General features: G+C 33.4%; 20 protein-coding genes and 2 tRNA genes. 13 read left to right on the top strand and 9 right to left on the bottom strand.

Annotated features, from left to right (window positions below; genetic code table 11):
* Positions 1-41: 41 nt before the first annotated feature.
* From lysW/argW to GFS03_RS10815, 8 genes are read left to right on the top strand one after another with little or no spacing between them, the layout of a single operon-like run.
* The gene (lysW/argW, locus tag GFS03_RS10850; protein WP_009990383.1) at positions 42-212 is read left to right on the top strand and encodes an alpha-aminoadipate/glutamate carrier protein LysW; all 171 of its coding nucleotides are present in this window, start codon (positions 42-44) and stop codon (positions 210-212) included.
* Positions 209-1,060, top strand: a complete 852-nt coding sequence (lysX, locus tag GFS03_RS10845; protein WP_153424099.1) for a lysine biosynthesis protein LysX — start codon at positions 209-211, stop codon at positions 1,058-1,060. Before lysW/argW ends, lysX begins: the two co-directional genes overlap by 4 nt.
* Positions 1,057-2,223: a [LysW]-aminoadipate semialdehyde/glutamate semialdehyde transaminase gene (lysJ, locus tag GFS03_RS10840; protein ID WP_153424098.1), complete on the top strand. Its 1,167-nt coding sequence runs from the start codon at positions 1,057-1,059 to the stop codon at positions 2,221-2,223. Before lysX ends, lysJ begins: the two co-directional genes overlap by 4 nt.
* The gene (locus tag GFS03_RS10835; protein WP_153424097.1) at positions 2,171-3,211 is read left to right on the top strand and encodes an N-acetyl-lysine deacetylase; all 1,041 of its coding nucleotides are present in this window, start codon (positions 2,171-2,173) and stop codon (positions 3,209-3,211) included. The genes lysJ and GFS03_RS10835 overlap by 53 nt, the downstream gene beginning before the upstream one ends.
* Positions 3,196-3,984, top strand: coding sequence for a polyprenyl diphosphate synthase (uppS, locus tag GFS03_RS10830; RefSeq protein ID WP_153424096.1), 789 nt, complete (start codon positions 3,196-3,198; stop codon positions 3,982-3,984). The genes GFS03_RS10835 and uppS overlap by 16 nt, the downstream gene beginning before the upstream one ends.
* A gap of 43 nt (positions 3,985-4,027) precedes the next feature.
* Entirely contained in the window at positions 4,028-4,429 is a 402-nt protein-coding gene (locus tag GFS03_RS10825; protein ID WP_153424095.1) for a 30S ribosomal protein S8e, read from the top strand.
* On the top strand, positions 4,410-4,718 hold the full coding sequence (locus GFS03_RS10820; RefSeq protein ID WP_153424094.1) for a signal recognition particle subunit SRP19/SEC65 family protein: 309 nt from the start codon (positions 4,410-4,412) through the stop codon (positions 4,716-4,718). Before GFS03_RS10825 ends, GFS03_RS10820 begins: the two co-directional genes overlap by 20 nt.
* 43 nt (positions 4,719-4,761) lie before the next feature.
* On the top strand, positions 4,762-5,700 hold the full coding sequence (locus tag GFS03_RS10815; RefSeq protein WP_153424093.1) for an NAD-dependent epimerase/dehydratase family protein: 939 nt from the start codon (positions 4,762-4,764) through the stop codon (positions 5,698-5,700).
* A gap of 516 nt (positions 5,701-6,216) precedes the next feature.
* On the opposite strand, the gene GFS03_RS10810 is transcribed toward GFS03_RS10815, so the two are convergent.
* From GFS03_RS10810 to GFS03_RS10785, 6 genes are all read right to left on the bottom strand, one after another.
* Positions 6,217-6,312: transfer RNA gene (locus tag GFS03_RS10810), tRNA-Lys, on the bottom strand.
* A 51-nt stretch (positions 6,313-6,363) separates the two neighbouring features.
* The gene (locus tag GFS03_RS10805; protein WP_153424092.1) at positions 6,364-7,485 is read right to left on the bottom strand and encodes an ATP-binding cassette domain-containing protein; all 1,122 of its coding nucleotides are present in this window, start codon (positions 7,483-7,485) and stop codon (positions 6,364-6,366) included.
* Complete coding sequence (locus GFS03_RS10800) at positions 7,458-8,039, bottom strand: hypothetical protein (RefSeq protein ID WP_153424091.1); 582 nt, start codon at positions 8,037-8,039, stop codon at positions 7,458-7,460. The genes GFS03_RS10805 and GFS03_RS10800 overlap by 28 nt, the downstream gene beginning before the upstream one ends.
* Positions 8,036-8,590, bottom strand: a complete 555-nt coding sequence (locus tag GFS03_RS10795) for a hypothetical protein (RefSeq protein WP_153424090.1) — start codon at positions 8,588-8,590, stop codon at positions 8,036-8,038. Before GFS03_RS10795 ends, GFS03_RS10800 begins: the two co-directional genes overlap by 4 nt.
* Before the next feature lie 59 nt (positions 8,591-8,649).
* Positions 8,650-10,281, bottom strand: a complete 1,632-nt coding sequence (locus GFS03_RS10790; protein ID WP_153424089.1) for a thiamine pyrophosphate-binding protein — start codon at positions 10,279-10,281, stop codon at positions 8,650-8,652.
* 40 nt (positions 10,282-10,321) lie between these two features.
* Positions 10,322-10,435 (bottom strand) — tRNA-Cys (locus tag GFS03_RS10785).
* Positions 10,436-10,486: 51 nt separating this feature from the next.
* Between GFS03_RS10785 and GFS03_RS10780 the strand changes: the two genes are divergently transcribed.
* The gene (locus tag GFS03_RS10780; RefSeq protein WP_153424088.1) at positions 10,487-11,047 is read left to right on the top strand and encodes a nucleotidyltransferase; all 561 of its coding nucleotides are present in this window, start codon (positions 10,487-10,489) and stop codon (positions 11,045-11,047) included.
* Between the two features lie 14 nt (positions 11,048-11,061).
* On the opposite strand, the gene GFS03_RS10775 is transcribed toward GFS03_RS10780, so the two are convergent.
* The gene (locus GFS03_RS10775; protein ID WP_009990396.1) at positions 11,062-11,232 is read right to left on the bottom strand and encodes a 50S ribosomal protein L40e; all 171 of its coding nucleotides are present in this window, start codon (positions 11,230-11,232) and stop codon (positions 11,062-11,064) included.
* Between the two features lie 62 nt (positions 11,233-11,294).
* Between GFS03_RS10775 and GFS03_RS10770 the strand changes: the two genes are divergently transcribed.
* Positions 11,295-11,807 carry a transcription elongation factor NusA gene (locus GFS03_RS10770; RefSeq protein WP_153424087.1) on the top strand — a complete coding sequence of 171 codons (513 nt, stop codon included), beginning with the start codon at positions 11,295-11,297 and terminating at the stop codon, positions 11,805-11,807.
* A gap of 1 nt (position 11,808) precedes the next feature.
* Positions 11,809-13,098, top strand: a complete 1,290-nt coding sequence (aspS, locus tag GFS03_RS10765; RefSeq protein WP_153424086.1) for an aspartate--tRNA(Asn) ligase — start codon at positions 11,809-11,811, stop codon at positions 13,096-13,098.
* A gap of 6 nt (positions 13,099-13,104) precedes the next feature.
* Here aspS and truD read toward each other — a convergent pair whose 3' ends face one another.
* Both truD and pth2 read right to left on the bottom strand, forming a co-directional pair.
* Positions 13,105-14,238, bottom strand: coding sequence for a tRNA pseudouridine(13) synthase TruD (truD, locus tag GFS03_RS10760; RefSeq protein WP_153424085.1), 1,134 nt, complete (start codon positions 14,236-14,238; stop codon positions 13,105-13,107).
* Positions 14,235-14,597: a peptidyl-tRNA hydrolase Pth2 gene (gene pth2 / locus GFS03_RS10755; protein WP_153424084.1), complete on the bottom strand. Its 363-nt coding sequence runs from the start codon at positions 14,595-14,597 to the stop codon at positions 14,235-14,237. The genes truD and pth2 overlap by 4 nt, the downstream gene beginning before the upstream one ends.
* A gap of 68 nt (positions 14,598-14,665) precedes the next feature.
* Between pth2 and GFS03_RS10750 the strand changes: the two genes are divergently transcribed.
* Together GFS03_RS10750 and GFS03_RS10745 are read left to right on the top strand one after the other, a co-directional pair.
* Positions 14,666-14,863, top strand: a complete 198-nt coding sequence (locus tag GFS03_RS10750; RefSeq protein ID WP_153424083.1) for a zinc finger domain-containing protein — start codon at positions 14,666-14,668, stop codon at positions 14,861-14,863.
* Positions 14,864-14,877: 14 nt separating this feature from the next.
* Complete coding sequence (locus GFS03_RS10745; RefSeq protein ID WP_153424082.1) at positions 14,878-15,153, top strand: elongation factor 1-beta; 276 nt, start codon at positions 14,878-14,880, stop codon at positions 15,151-15,153.
* Positions 15,154-15,159: the final 6 nt, after the last annotated feature.

Here is a 15,159-nt window from a genome sequence, read left to right as displayed (position 1 = left end):
TTTTTCTACACAAAACTAAGTTAGTATCTAACTGACCTTAAATGGTAAATCTAAAATGCCCTATTTGTGGTGGAGAAATAACCGTAGAAGATGATGCATTACCAGGAGAGCTTGTAGAGCATGAATGCGGAGCCCAACTAGAAGTTGTAAAGCAGAACGGAAAATTATCACTTAGATTAGCAGAGCAGATAGGTGAGGATTGGGGAGAGTGAAAATAGGAATTCTATATGATATGCCTAGATGGGAGGAAAAAAACTTAATTGAGGAAGGGAAAAAATTAGGTTATCAAATTATTACTATATATAGCAAAGATTTTGTTCTTTTTTCGAATGAGCTTAATATAGATAAAGATGCGGATATTTTTATCCAAAGAAACGTATCACATAACAGAGCCCTTATTACATCATTTCTAGTAGAGCAGCTTGGCTATCCCGTAATAAACGATCATATGACTCTAAGTAGATGTGAAAACAAAATTTTTACGACCTATATTTTAGCCAAACATAATATACCAACTCCTAAAACTTTCATAGCGTTCGATAAAACTAATGCAATGGAATATTCTAAAAAACTAGGATATCCAGTAGTTATAAAGCCAGTTGAAGGAAGTTGGGGGAGAATGGTAGCTAAAGCTGATAATCCAGACGTATTATATAGTTATCTAGAGTATCAAGAATTTAGTTCTCAAAAATACAAGGACATATATTACATACAAGAATTTGTTAACAAGCCAAATAGAGATATAAGAATATTCGTAATAGGAGACGAAGCTCCTGTTGGAATTTATAGAGTTAATGAAAATAATTGGAGAACTAATACTGCATTAGGTGCAAAAGCGTATCCTCTTGAAATAGATGAAGAGCTTAAAGAACTCGCATTGAAAGTAAAGGAGATAATAGGGGGTTTCTTTTTAGGAATAGATATATTTGAGGATAAGGATCGTGGATATCTCGTAGATGAAGTTAATGGAGTACCAGAATATAAAAATACTGTAAGAGTAAATAATTTTAATATATCAAAATTCCTTCTAGAAAAAGCAGTAAAGTGGGTGAAAAAATGATAAAGCTATTAAAATTCTATCAAGATAGAGGCATTAAGATTGTTAGAGGAGAAGGTCAATATGTATGGGATGAAAAGAATAATAAATATTTAGATTTACACGCTGGACATGGAGTAGCGTTTCTTGGTCATGGCAATAAACTTGTTATCAATTATTTAAAAAAACAGATGGAGGAAATCTCTACTCTCTCTTTAGCTTTTGATACACCAATACGAGAAGAGATGATAAAAGAATTAGACGAACTAAAGCCAGAAAACTTAGATAATTTATTCTTGCTAAATAGTGGATCCGAAGCTGTAGAACTATCGTTAAAAATAGCAAGAAAAATTACGAAAAGAAAAAAAATTGTTGCATTCAAAAATTCGTTCCATGGAAGAAGTATGGGTGCCCTATCAGTAACTTGGAATAAAAAATATAGAGAACCTTTCGAGCCACTGATTGGCCCAGTAGAATTCTTGGAATATAATAATATAGATTCCCTAAAGAGTATTACCGAAGATACAGCAGCAGTAATAATAGAACCAGTACAAGGTGAAGGAGGCGTAATACCAGCTAAAAAAGAGTTTATGAAGACGTTAAGAGAGATTACGGAAAAGGTTAACGCTATATTAATAATGGATGAGGTACAAACAGGATTTGGTAGAACAGGGAAAATATGGGCACATCAACACTTTGATATAAAACCGGATATAGTAACAGCTGGTAAAGCAATCGGTGGAGGTTTTCCAGTAAGCGCAGTATTTCTACCAGATTGGATAGGTGAGAAATTAGAGGAAGGTGATCATGGTTCGACCTATGGGGGAAATCCATTAGCTGCTGCAGCAGTCACTGCTGCTTGCAAGGTTGCTAAATCTGAGAAAATTGCAGAACAAGCTCAAAAGAAAGGAGAACTATTTATGAAAATTCTAAAAGAGAAATTAGAAGATTTCAAAATAGTCAGAGAAATAAGAGGGCTTGGCTTAATGATAGGAATAGACTTAAAGGTTAATCCATCGATGGCTATAAAAATTTTACAAGACGAAAAGGTACTATCATTAAAAGCAGGGCTTACAACAATAAGATTCTTACCCCCATATCTAATAACACAATCAGATATGGAGTGGGCTTCAGATGCTGCAAGAAAGGGAATTAGCGAAACAGAAAGCAAAAGAGTTGCTTCTTGATCTTTTATCAATATATACGCCATCAAAGAGTGAAGCAAATGCTACAAAATTCTTTGAGAAAATTTCTAAGGAGTTAAATCTTAAACTTGAGATTTTACCAGACTCAAACTCGTTTATACTAGGAGAAGGAGAAATACTGTTAGCATCTCACGTAGATACCGTTCCGGGATATATTGAACCAAAAATAGAAAACGAAATAATCTATGGAAGAGGCGCAGTGGATGCGAAAGGTCCATTAATAAGTATGATAATAGCTGCATGGTTACTTAATGAGAAAGGAATAAAAGTTAGAGTAGGAGGATTAGCAGATGAGGAAAGTACTAGCATAGGAGCTAAAGAACTTACATTGAAAAATTATAATTTTAAACATATAATTGTGGGAGAACCGTCAAATGGCACAGATATAGTTGTAGAATACAGAGGATCAATACAACTAGATATAATGTGCGAAGACACTCCAGAACACTCTTCATCAGCTAAGAACAATCTGATCGTAGAAATTTCTAAAAAGATAATTGAAGTTTATAAACAACCTGAAAATTATGATAAGCCATCAATAGTACCAACAATAATTCGAGCAGGAGAGTCCTATAATGTGACACCTGCTAAATTATATCTACATTTCGACGTGAGATATGCAATAAATAATAAGAGAGAGGATTTAATTAGCGAGATTATCAATAAATTCCCAGAATGTAGTGTCAAAATAGTCGACGAAACACCACCTGTGAAAGTTAGCATAAATAATCCAGTAGTAAAGTCCTTAACTAGAGCACTATTGAAACAAAATATAAAGCCGAGGTTAGTTAGAAAAGCGGGAACAAGTGATATGAACATATTACAGAAGATAACAACGAGTATTGCAACTTACGGCCCTGGGAATTCTATTCTAGAACATACTAATCAAGAAAAAATTAGCTTGGATGAAATATATATAGGAGTAAAAACGTATATGTTGGCAATAGAAGAGTTATGGCAAAAGAGCTAACTAGAAGCTTTCTCTTTAAGCCTATTTACAAACTGTATGAGATCGTATTGTGGAATCAAATCCGTAATGGTCCATTACCAGATCATGTGGGTATTATACCAGATGGAAATAGAAGATGGGCTAGAAGTAATAATCTTTCTCTTAATGATGCTTATTTCTATGGTTATAAAAAATTAAAAGAGGTCTTAATATGGTTATTAGAACTCGGTATAAAAAATATAACAGTTTTTGCGCTATCCACGGAAAATTGTGAGAAGAGAAAACAGAGCGAGCTATCAATAGTAACAACATATATTAAAAGAGGTCTACAAGAATTATTAGAAGATCCCATCGTATATAGATACGAGGTTAGAGTAAATGCGATTGGAAAACTAGATAAATTACCTAAGGATCTTATTGATTATATAAATAAAGTAGTAGAAAAAACCTCCATCTATAATAAAAGAAAACTTACATTAGCTATTTGCTATGGGGGGAGACAAGAAATATTAGATGCCGTAGTTAGGCTTTTAGATGATTATAGAGATGGAAAAATTAATAAAAATGAGATAAATGAGGAAACATTCAGAAAATACTTCTATGATAGTGAATTGCATGATATCGATCTAGTAATCAGAACTTCGGGTGAAGTAAGAATTAGTAACTTTTTACTTTGGCATGTGGCATACTCTGAATTATTCTTCTGTGAGGCGTACTGGCCAGAATTCAGAAAAATAGATCTATGGAGAGCAATAAGGTCATTTCAAAAAAGAAAACGTAATTTTGGAGCCTAAGTTTTTTAATCCTTTATTACACACTTTTAAAGTGGCGTAAAGTATGGGATTTTATCAAGGTCCAGATAATAGGAAAATTACTGGTGGTTTAAAAGGAAAGCACAGAGATAAGAGAAAATATGAAATTGGAAGTCCTCCTACGCTTACAACACTGTCTACAGAAGACATAAGAATAAAAGATAGAACGCTAGGTGGGAACTTTAAAGTTAGATTAAAGTACAGTACTACTGCTAATGTATTAGACCCAACTACAAATACCGCGAAAAAAGTTAAGATACTTGAAGTCTTAGAAACACCAGCTAACAAAGAACTAGCTAGGAGAGGAATAATAATAAGAGGAGCTAAAATTAGGACAGAGGCAGGATTAGCTGTAGTTACGTCGAGACCAGGTCAAGATGGAGTAATTAATGCGGTGCTCTTAAAGAATGAGTCTCAGGGATCTTAAAGAAGAAAATAGAATAGTTATTTGGCCTTCGTATTTTTTCTCGCCAACTAGATCTAAGGGGAGACGGCTGGCTAAAATACCATATAAAATAAAAACTGAAGAACTAGTCTCGACGCTAAGAGAACTTGGTCTGGATCCAATAATTATAGAAAATAAAAAGTATCCTAGAGATAGAAAGATTAATTTTTTAATAGCAGTGAAAAAAATTAAGAGCAAAAATTATACGTTAAAAATAATATATAAAGCACTTCTAAAGACAAGTCAAGCTAACTCTAATAGGGAGAATTAAGAACATCAAGTTTAATAGGAACAAGAGCCCCTTTTCATTGCATATGTATATAGTTACAGGCGGTGCTGGATATATCGGTGGTCATCTGGTCGATTATTTAGTTTCAAAAAATTTAGAAGTAGTAATTATTGATGATTTATCCTATGGTAGGTACCGAAATGAGAAAGCCAAATTTATAATGTTTGATTTACGTCAAAGCAATCTAGTAGAGCTAATAGAGAAGCTAGAAAGAAATCCGATAATTTACCACTTAGCTGCAAATCCAGATGTAAGAACATCAATGATAAATGTCGAAGAACATTTCGAAAGGGACGTTAAAGTTACGTTAAATGTAATGGAGTTAGCTAGAAAAGTAGATGCAGAAAAAGTAATATTTGCTTCTTCATCTACCGTGTACGGGGAGACAAATAAAATCCCCACCCCAGAATCAGAAGAACTTAAGCCAATTTCTAATTATGGATTATTTAAACTATTATGTGAGAACATAGTAAAGTATTACGCAGAACAGTATGGTATAAGAAGCATAAGCACAAGACTGGCAAATATAACTGGAGGTAGAGTAAGTCATGGAGTAGTAGTTGATTTTGTAAAAAAACTCAGAGATAATCCAAACTTACTAGAAATCTTAGGAAATGGAAAACAAAGAAAAAGTTATCTGTATATTGATGATTTAATAGAGGCATTCATTATGTTAGAGAAAAAAGTTAACAAAATTTATGATGTTTTTAATATAGGTAATATAGACTGGATCACTGTAGATGAGATTGCTGAGATTGTTATAAATGAAATGGGATTGCATCCCAGAATAATTTATAAAGATCTAACAGCTGAAGGGAGAGGATGGCCGGGGGATGTGAGAGTAATGCTATTAGATATTTCAAAAATCTCAAAGGAAATAGGTTGGTCACCTAAAATGGGTTCTAGAGAAGTGATTAGACAAGCCGTAAGAGACTTGTTATATAGATACAAATTAGTTTATTAGTAAAATCTTCCCAGAGACCTCTTGTTATTCATTTTAAGAGTATTTCTATTCATATTAATACGGATTCTGCTTATATTAAAAATAATAAGAACATAATATTATTCTTATTACAAAATTAGATAAACACTATTCATTATAGAACTGAGGCTAAAAAGCTATAAAAAAGAATTAATATAGAAACAGAAAGCGGGATATAATTGAGCAACAGTAATACACTTCCATATAAGAGCTATATCCGAATATATATTGTAACTTTCTTGGTTCTAAAACTATATCCATGATATTTATGCCAAACTATATTTCCGAATACTACTTTCATACCTATCATATTTTTCTTAGCTGTATGTGTAATCCAAAATTGAACTCATTTATATTGAATTAGATTGAGATCGTTGGTCTTATTATGGAGACCTATCAAATTCTCTCGACTGCATATCAAATTTCGGATTAAGTAGAAAACTCACTTAAGAGGAAGTTGAAAATGTTTCTTAATCATTTTTTAGGAAATTTAGTGCGCGGGCCCGCCGGGATTCGAACCCGGGACCTACGGGTATCTCCGCTTTTCTTACATGGTTAAGAGCCCGTCGCTCTACCTGGCTAAGCTACGGGCCCAACAATAAAAACTACTATAAATAATATATAAAGTAAACGGTTTCTAGCTATTTAATCTATGACTATACGTGTGTCGCATAGATTTATTATATCTTTATCATGCGTAGCGAGAATCAAACCTCGTTTTTGCTCCTTAAGAACCTTTACCATTTCATAAAACGAAAGTAATGCCTCTCCATCCATTCCTACACTAGGTTCATCTAAGCCTATTACTTTAGAGTCTGAAGAAAAAGCTGATGCTATCAGAACCCTCATTTTTTGACCGAAACTTAGAGTATATGGGCTTCTATCTGCCAAACTTTCTAAATTAAATAAAGATAAAGCGTATTTACTCCCTACAATCTCCTTTACTGTAAAATCAAAGAATTGCAAATCCACTTCTTGAAAAATTACGAAGATCTTCCTTGATAGTTTTCTGAGAATAGTGGTTTTACCACTTCCGTTTCTGCCTAATAAACACAGAATTTCCCTTTCTCTTATTTTTATCGTAAAATTGTTAACATTTACATTAAATATTTCATTACCCAATTCACTGTTAATCTTAGGTAAATTAAATCCTCTTAATCCTTCTTTCCTTAAGAATTCCGTATCAAAAAGGTTTTCTTTGGATATCTCATTTATTTCTGCATTATTCTTAATCATATAGACCCTATCTACTAATTTACGCAATTCCTCAATACGATGTTCAGCAATCAAACTATTTTTAGGAATAATCGTACTAACCAATTTTACTCCTTCATCATCCAAATTTGCAAATGGTTCGTCCAGCAAGATATACTCGGGATTTGAAGCTAAAACCGAAGCAATAGCATACCTCTTTTTATATCCGTCAGACAATTTTTTGAACTCAACTTCATAGTAACTGCCCATCAACTTTCTAGCTATTTTTTCATCTACCCTATGAAATCTTTTCATTAACTCGATTTCATCTTTGCACGTCGAAGCTAATATTTGAGAAGAAACATCTTGTAAAACCGCTGAGATTTTCGAATAATCTCTCTCTTTACAGAAATCCATATCGTCAACTATAACGTTAGAAGTATGCTGATCTATGCATAATGCTGATAATATCAATGTAGTTTTTCCACTTCCATTCTTACCTACTAAACCTACTCTTTCTCCTTTTTCTACCTCTATCTTTCCGTTTAAATATTTAGGACTAATGACAAGCATAAAGTAGCTACACCTATAAGTAGAGGTATTAAATCTTCCCTTGAAGGCTTTAAATTTCTTCTATAACTATACTGTCCAAACAATTTAACGGTATACGCAACATATAGATTATCAGCTATTTTCACTGTTTCTACTATTATTGGAACTAGTAGCCTTTTAAGATCTAATAAATTTATTTTTCGAACGCGTGCATAAAAAGCAACATTTTGCATGACATCATAAAACCTTGGATAATATGTAAGAGCGATTAAAAGAGGAACTCCTTTTGAACCGAATAGATCAATTATTGAAGACTTATCTGTATAGTCACTTGAAATTAAAAAAACGTTAACAATTGAGAAAGCTCTAAGGGTGTACTGATAAATGAAAATCTTCCCAAGGAAACCCAATATGAGAAAAGATAGAATTCCAATTGCAACCTCTATTACTATAATCCATATCCTTTTATATAATAGAGCCAATGTAACTAGAAATGGTATAATAAAATTAAAAAATATACTATTTATATAGATTAAGATGGAAAAACTTAAGATATAAAGAAATTTTACCTTCATTTGATGACCCCTGCTTTGATTAAATATGAGACAATATGGAAAGATATCAATCCCATTAATGCACTCTCGGCAAACATTCCAACTGATACTCCAGTCCAGATATATAATGAAGTTATTATTGGTGCAGGGACTTTCACCATATAAAGAGCAAGCAAAGTACTTAATATCCCTTCTAAACCACCTGCAATAGTGGTATAAGCTATTACAGCCTTCAAAGACCTATATCCCATGACTCTCGTTATACCTTCTACAATTAACGCTACAATAATTAAAGGTATTGCAATAAATGGTAAGAAGCTAATCGCATACAGCCCAGCGCTAATTAAGCCTATAAAAATAGGTCCTAATTTTCTATTAATAACTTGTATACCAATGGAGAGAAGTATTAGAGGAACAGTGAGATTCAATATTGGATCTGCAAATATATTTACAGCAAAAAGACTAGTAGATAGTGTTAATCCTGCTGCAATAGCATATGACGCTACTGAGAAAACTGCTGCATAAATTAAGGCCTTTTTAATTGAAATTTGATCTGAAGACTTATCGTTCATATTTTAAACTTCTGAATAAGACAAAATAAAATTAGCCTTAATAAATACTTTACCTTATATTAAATTCTTGAAACTACGACTGACTCGAAATTAGGATCTATCTTTATATTTATAATTTTCTTATCAGCAGATTTTAAAGCCTCCTCTAACTCAGTTAACGTCTCAACAGTTACACCATCTAGAGCTCTTTTTACGATCTCATCAAAATTAGCGTTGATAGTAGTTTGTGATCTAGAAATAGTCGGTAGATCAGAGCTTGAAACATCAATATAGTTTGTACCACCATCGTTTAACACAATTATTTTCCCCTTAATCTTATTCACTTTATATTCTAGTAATGATAAATATGGTAATATTCCCTCTAGATCAGTAATTCCATATGCAGCATATTTAGAAGCTATAGCTCCTCCCACTGCAATACCTCTCTCGAGCAAAGATTCTGCTGTATACCAGCTTTTCTTAGCATTTATCGGTAATCTAACAAAATCTATTGTAGTAGCTGACATATCCACATATACTTTCTCAAAACCACCTAGTGTGCCCATCATTTTCACTACGTCAATAGGCCATAAATCAGTATGGGATTTAGACGGAGATATTTCACGTCTAGTCTTATAAATAATATCACTAGTTCCTCTATTTACTTTCTCTTTTATCTTAGTTTTCAATTGCGTTAAGAGTTCCCTTAAGAATAGTCCAGTGTCTGCTACTACTGGAACATGAGGCATGAAAACTTTGCCTATATCTTCGCCATCAACATTATTATGTACTAATATACCCTTGTACTTTAAGGACCAGCCAGCCGTGCTTAACTGAGTAAACCTAGTGCCTAAAGCTAATATTACATCAGCATTTTCAATAAAATAATTTGCAGCCTCAGTACCAAAGGCGCCTAATCCCTCTCCAGCAAATAGTTTGTGATTAGATGGTATTGATCCCTTTGCCTTAAATGTAGTAACCACCGGTGAGTCTAATAATTCAGCTAATTCAACTAGCATGTCTTCAGCATCGCTTAAAACTACTCCATATCCCGCAATTATAACTGGTGATTTAGCATTAGTTAAAAGTTCAGCTACTTTAGCTACAGTATTCTTATCTGGAGTCCTTTTCTCAGGCTTTTGGCCTGCAGTGGATAACGGATACGCTTTTGCCCTAAATAAGTCTTCAGATATCTCGACATATGAAGGCCTCGGTCTATTACTTACCGCTTCCTTATAGGCTTTCTCTATTGTAACAGTTATTTCTTCTATACTGATAACTCTTTCTTTTGTCTTGATTATTGGAGATAAAATATTTGATAAATCATCGATTGTTCTAAATTCGCCAATTCTAGCCCTTCCCGTGTCTTTGTGTGATCTTACACTAGATATGATAAGGAGAGGAACTGATTCCATATACGCTTGGGCAATGACATTTACCGCATCAGTTAACTTAGAACCAGGTATTTGAATTATAGTCCCAACTGAATTATTTTCCATTGCATAAGCGTATGCTAACCAACTTGCGTCTTTTACTGTCATGGAAAATTCGACTTCAATATTATACTTCTTTAGCATTTCCTTAATGATATTCGGTAGGGAGTAAGTTGTAAACACTTTGGTTATTCCAATGTCATTGAGAACGTATGCAAGTGCTTCCTCACCTTTCATTTCTACACCTACAGTCTCCTCTTTTCTTTTTGGCTGACTCATACCAGCATTATAATTAATACTACTTTTTAAATCTTCTAAAAGCCGGGGGCGGGATTCGAACCCGCGAAATAACGGGTGTCAACTAATACCACTGCGGCCCCTAGCGCTACCGATGGGCTGGTAGTGCCGCCTTAGACCGCTCGGCCACCCCGGCAACAATAATAACTTATTAAAAGCTACTTAAAAACTATATAGGTGCATATGCTTGATACCGTTTAGTAAGGTAGGAGAAGTTCTTCACGAATTACAAGATCTTACAAAATTCATTATAATTGGAGACACAATAGTAGATATTTCACTAAAGAGAAAAGGGACTGAGAGTGATGTAGACTTGTTTGCCCTAGATATAAGTGTCTTAGTAGACGATGATAAAATTAGAAACTTCGCTTATGAGAGAGGATGGGATTATGGTAGAACTCCAATTGATACTCCAAGATTATTAGCTCCAATTGATGATGAACAACTACAGATAGATTTATATGAAAATATACAAGATTTCTTTGTTCCAAAAGAAATTCTAGATAGTGCAATTAATATAAAAATAGGAGCTTATGAATTTAAAAGTATAAGATTAGAAGATTACATTTTGCTCAAAGCTAACGCGTTTAGGGAGGAAGACGAAGATGAATTAAAAACACTAGTGTACTTACTTGGAGAAGGTAAGATTAGTATTGATAAAGAATATTTGAAAGAACATGTAAAAACATTTGAGGAAAATAGTAACAGTATAAAGGAACGTTTATCAATAATTGGAATAAAAATTTAGTTAAGTAAAAAATGTTAGCCTTTCTTAGTTGGTAGTTCCTTCTTCTTCAATCTTAAGTTTGTACTATGACATCGCCTACATTTGGTTGCCCTTATAGGATTGAGAGCTCCGCATTTTCTGCATACCTTTTTCAAAAATACTCTTTGCTGCACTATTTGTAATTTCGCGGGATCGGTTAGCGGCATTTATTTATCCCGGCTATAATTATTTTATCTCGCATTCATAAGTATTGCGGTAAACGGAGTGAATGAAGATGAAGATCCCCCTAGATTACGTTTGCGTTAGAAGTGGACTTCTTTGCAATAGATGCCAGTCACTTATAGATAGTGGAGAAGTATTTGAATATGAAGTTGAAATAATAAAGGTACTATTAGATCTAGAGGAAACACAGTTCAAAGAACTTAAAGATTGTACATATCATAAAGCTTACAAGGTAGACGATCTACTAATACTATTAGTTACGAGTGGACCTGAGATGACTCAACAAAAGTGGATCAAAATAGCAAGAATCCTGCAGGATAAACTAAACATAAAGGTGAGAGTCTTAGAAAAAACTAATAGCATAAAGAATAGTGCAGTTCAATTACTCTCACCAGCTAGAGTACTTGGCGTAAATACCGTATGGATGCCAGATGGCTCAGTTCAATACGTAATTCGTGTATCCAGATCAGAAAGAAGATTACTACCAGCTGAAGCGCAACTTTTAGAGTCAGCATTAACTAAAATACATTCAACGCCAGTAAGAATAAGGGTAGAGTAAGTTGTTTAGGACACACCTAATTTCAGAATTAAATTCTAAGTTAGATGGAACGGAAGTAAAGGTAGCTGGATGGGTTCATAATATAAGAAATCTAGGTGGAAAGGTATTTATTTTATTAAGAGATAAGAGTGGAATAGGACAAATAGTAGTTGAGAAAGGTAATAATGCTTATGATAAAATCATAAATATAGGATTAGAATCAACGCTCGTCGTAAATGGTATAGTCAAGGCTGATCCGAGAGCTCCTAATGGAGTTGAAGTACATGCAAGAGACATAGAAATACTCTCATATGCAAAGTCTCCATTGCCGCTAGATGTTACAGGCAAGGTTAAAGCTGATATAGATACTAGACTTAGAGAAAGATTACTAGATTTAAGAAGATTGGAAATGCAAGCAGTATTGAAAATCCAGTCAGTAGCTGTAAAATCATTTAGGGAAACGTTATATAAATACGGATTTGTGGAAGTCTTTACTCCAAAAATAATTGCTAGTGCAACAGAAGGAGGAGCACAATTATTTCCAGTATTATACTTTGGAAAAGAGGCATTTCTAGCTCAGAGCCCACAATTATACAAGGAATTATTAGCTGGTGCTATAGAAAGAGTATTTGAGATAGCACCTGCATGGAGAGCAGAAGAATCAGATACGCCTTACCATCTCTCAGAGTTCATTAGTATGGATGTAGAAATGGCATTTGCAGATTATAACGATATAATGACTCTAATCGAACAAATAATCTATAACATGATAAATGATGTAAAGAAAGAATGTGAAAATGAATTAAAGATTTTAAATTATACTCCTCCTGATGTTAAAATACCTATTAAGAAAATTTCCTACACCGAGGCAATAGAGATTCTAAAAAGTAAGGGCGTGAATATTAAATTTGGCGATGATATAGGAACACCTGAACTAAGAGTACTATATAATGAATTAAAAGAAGATCTCTACTTCGTAACTGATTGGCCTTGGCTAAGTAGACCATTTTATACAAAACAGAAAAAAGACAATCCACAGCTAAGTGAAAGCTTCGATTTAATTTTCAGATGGTTAGAGATTGTTTCTGGAAGTTCTAGAAATCATGTGAAAGAAGTCCTAGAGAATTCCCTTAAAGTAAGAGGATTAAATCCAGAAAGTTTTGAATTCTTCCTAAAATGGTTTGATTATGGTATGCCACCACACGCTGGTTTTGGCATGGGATTAGCAAGAGTAATGTTAATGTTAACTGGCCTTCAGAGTGTAAAGGAAGTAGTACCATTCCCTAGAGATAAGAAGAGACTAACACCATAATAAAAGTTAAGTGAATTTTCTTGGATCCCCTCTTAAAATTTCCCTAAGTAATATAGTAGCATACATCCCCCTATCTAATACAAAAGATATTGTCCTATTTTCTTCATTAATTTTTAAATTTCTAATATTCATAAATGCCTTTCTATTGAGGTTTTTTAGTGAAACTTTAAATTCTGGTAACTTAAAAAAATTCTTTTCTATTCCTTCATTTAAGTAAATCTCTTTACAAATATCATCACATTCATTAAAATAGATAGGAATTCTTATAAATAAATTATCCTTATCATTTAAGTTCTTATAGTCGTCTAATCTTCTGGATAAATACAGGTTAAATAAATAACTCTGATATGCGTCTAAATATAACGAGATTGGAATGAAACTATTTTTAAGGGCTAAGTAATAGGACTTAAATCTCATGTAGTTTTTCAATAATAACTTCTCTTGTTTAAACTTGGAAGGAATCAATCTAATAGCTTCGTTAAAATCGCCTTCCATTATTAGTTTTCTAATTTCAATAATCTCTTTCGATTCAGAAAGAAAAGGATATGTTAAAATCAAATAAAATGCCTTCTCCCAGTCTCTTCTCAATAGATACTTACCTATTAAATGTGTGATAGGCCTACGAGTACCAAAACGTTGATAACCTATAAAAGCAGGAAGATATGGATTTTTCTTAATTTGTTCCACTCTCTCTACAACTAGATCAAAACTTGTCGTCAACAAAGATATTTCAAATATATTTCCGGTGTGATTAAATTTTTTTGAAGAATATCCAAGAAACTTTAGAACAAAACTACTAGATTTATATTCTTCGATCAATTCTTGCTTTTCGATTAATGGTATATACACTAACTGTGAGGTTACTGCATTAGCATCCTTCATACCCATATAATTAACTTTTGAATTTAGTACTTTCTGAATTTCAGATAAAACGGAAAAATGATCTATTCCCCATTTTGTGAGCAAGTAGACTGCGTATTTACCTTTTTCCTCACCTTTCCAATCTTGAGCTGGCTTAAAGTCAATCTCTTCTATAACTTTAAATCCGTTTGGCCTTTCTATTGTTCCATCTATCTCGTTCCAATCTTCATAGTAATATCTTTCCATACCTAACGCAATATCTATCTCATGAGGGGTCACAGTAATTTTAGATCACCCGTGATAGGATCTATTAAACTCTCTGGTGCTGGACCAATACCTAGGCAAGTTATGGTTCCAGGCTCTAATTGAGTTTTCCCTGCATCTTCGATAATGGAGAAAGGTAAATTCATTGTCTCAGCCTTTTTAGATCGTAAAATAATTTCATCTAATGAATTTGCCTTGACAACTATTTTTGGTTGTCCTTGTTGTAGCCACTCATTTAACCATTCTTTCCAACGTGAGTTATCAGAATTAATAATACTTATTACTAAACTTACGGCAGCATGTGCAACTTGAGCTGCTATCTTACCTTTACCCATTTTAATATCACTTCTTACAACAATAACCATCTTAACCATAATGTAACTAGGAAAACAACAAACACTTTTAAACTTTTATTGAGGTTAAATAAAGGGGAAGTATAGATATGTCAGTTAAGCTAAGTATTAGGGAAGAAGTGGAACCACCAATATGTTCAAGTTGTGGAAAAATAATACATCCAAGAGAGAAGGGAGTTGAATTTTATTGCCCAAATTGCGGTGAAGTACTAATAAGAAGAGACCACATGTGTAGAAAACAAGGGGTAGAATATATTTGTCCAAACTGCGGATTTAAAGGACCTTAGGGGGTTAGCTCAAAATGACAGACGTGTTAGTAGTCCTTAAAGTCTTTCCGGACAGTGATGAGGTTAATTTAGACAATTTATACGCAGATATAAGCACCAAATTACCTAAAGAATATAAAATTATTAGAAAGGAAACTGAACCTATAGCTTATGGCCTAAATGCATTAATCCTATATGTTCAAATGCCTGAGCAAACTGAAGGAGGGACAGACAATTTAGAAGAAGTAGTAAATAATATACAAGGAGTTAGTCATGCCGAAGTAGTAGGGATAACAAGATTAGGATTCTAATAAACT

The organism is Sulfolobus sp. E5-1-F, from assembly GCF_009601705.1.
In the GTDB taxonomy this organism is placed as follows: domain Archaea; phylum Thermoproteota; class Thermoprotei_A; order Sulfolobales; family Sulfolobaceae; genus Saccharolobus.
Note: the sequence above shows the minus strand (reverse complement) of the source record. Positions and strands in the feature narration are given on the sequence as shown.

Coding starts and splice junctions, on each gene's coding strand:
- pth2 (WP_153424084.1), bottom strand. CDS start 14,597: ATGGTTAAGATGGTTATTGTTGTAAGAAGTGATATTAAAATGGGTAAA.
- GFS03_RS10750 (WP_153424083.1), top strand. CDS start 14,666: ATGTCAGTTAAGCTAAGTATTAGGGAAGAAGTGGAACCACCAATATGT.
- GFS03_RS10745 (WP_153424082.1), top strand. CDS start 14,878: ATGACAGACGTGTTAGTAGTCCTTAAAGTCTTTCCGGACAGTGATGAG.
- GFS03_RS10835 (WP_153424097.1), top strand. CDS start 2,171: ATGCTGCAAGAAAGGGAATTAGCGAAACAGAAAGCAAAAGAGTTGCTT.
- uppS (WP_153424096.1), top strand. CDS start 3,196: ATGGCAAAAGAGCTAACTAGAAGCTTTCTCTTTAAGCCTATTTACAAA.
- GFS03_RS10770 (WP_153424087.1), top strand. CDS start 11,295: ATGAAGATGAAGATCCCCCTAGATTACGTTTGCGTTAGAAGTGGACTT.
- GFS03_RS10795 (WP_153424090.1), bottom strand. CDS start 8,590: ATGAACGATAAGTCTTCAGATCAAATTTCAATTAAAAAGGCCTTAATT.
- GFS03_RS10815 (WP_153424093.1), top strand. CDS start 4,762: ATGTATATAGTTACAGGCGGTGCTGGATATATCGGTGGTCATCTGGTC.
- GFS03_RS10790 (WP_153424089.1), bottom strand. CDS start 10,281: ATGAGTCAGCCAAAAAGAAAAGAGGAGACTGTAGGTGTAGAAATGAAA.
- GFS03_RS10805 (WP_153424092.1), bottom strand. CDS start 7,485: ATGCTTGTCATTAGTCCTAAATATTTAAACGGAAAGATAGAGGTAGAA.
- lysW/argW (WP_009990383.1), top strand. CDS start 42: ATGGTAAATCTAAAATGCCCTATTTGTGGTGGAGAAATAACCGTAGAA.
- GFS03_RS10775 (WP_009990396.1), bottom strand. CDS start 11,232: ATGCCGCTAACCGATCCCGCGAAATTACAAATAGTGCAGCAAAGAGTA.
- GFS03_RS10820 (WP_153424094.1), top strand. CDS start 4,410: ATGAGTCTCAGGGATCTTAAAGAAGAAAATAGAATAGTTATTTGGCCT.
- GFS03_RS10800 (WP_153424091.1), bottom strand. CDS start 8,039: ATGAAGGTAAAATTTCTTTATATCTTAAGTTTTTCCATCTTAATCTAT.
- GFS03_RS10825 (WP_153424095.1), top strand. CDS start 4,028: ATGGGATTTTATCAAGGTCCAGATAATAGGAAAATTACTGGTGGTTTA.
- lysJ (WP_153424098.1), top strand. CDS start 1,057: ATGATAAAGCTATTAAAATTCTATCAAGATAGAGGCATTAAGATTGTT.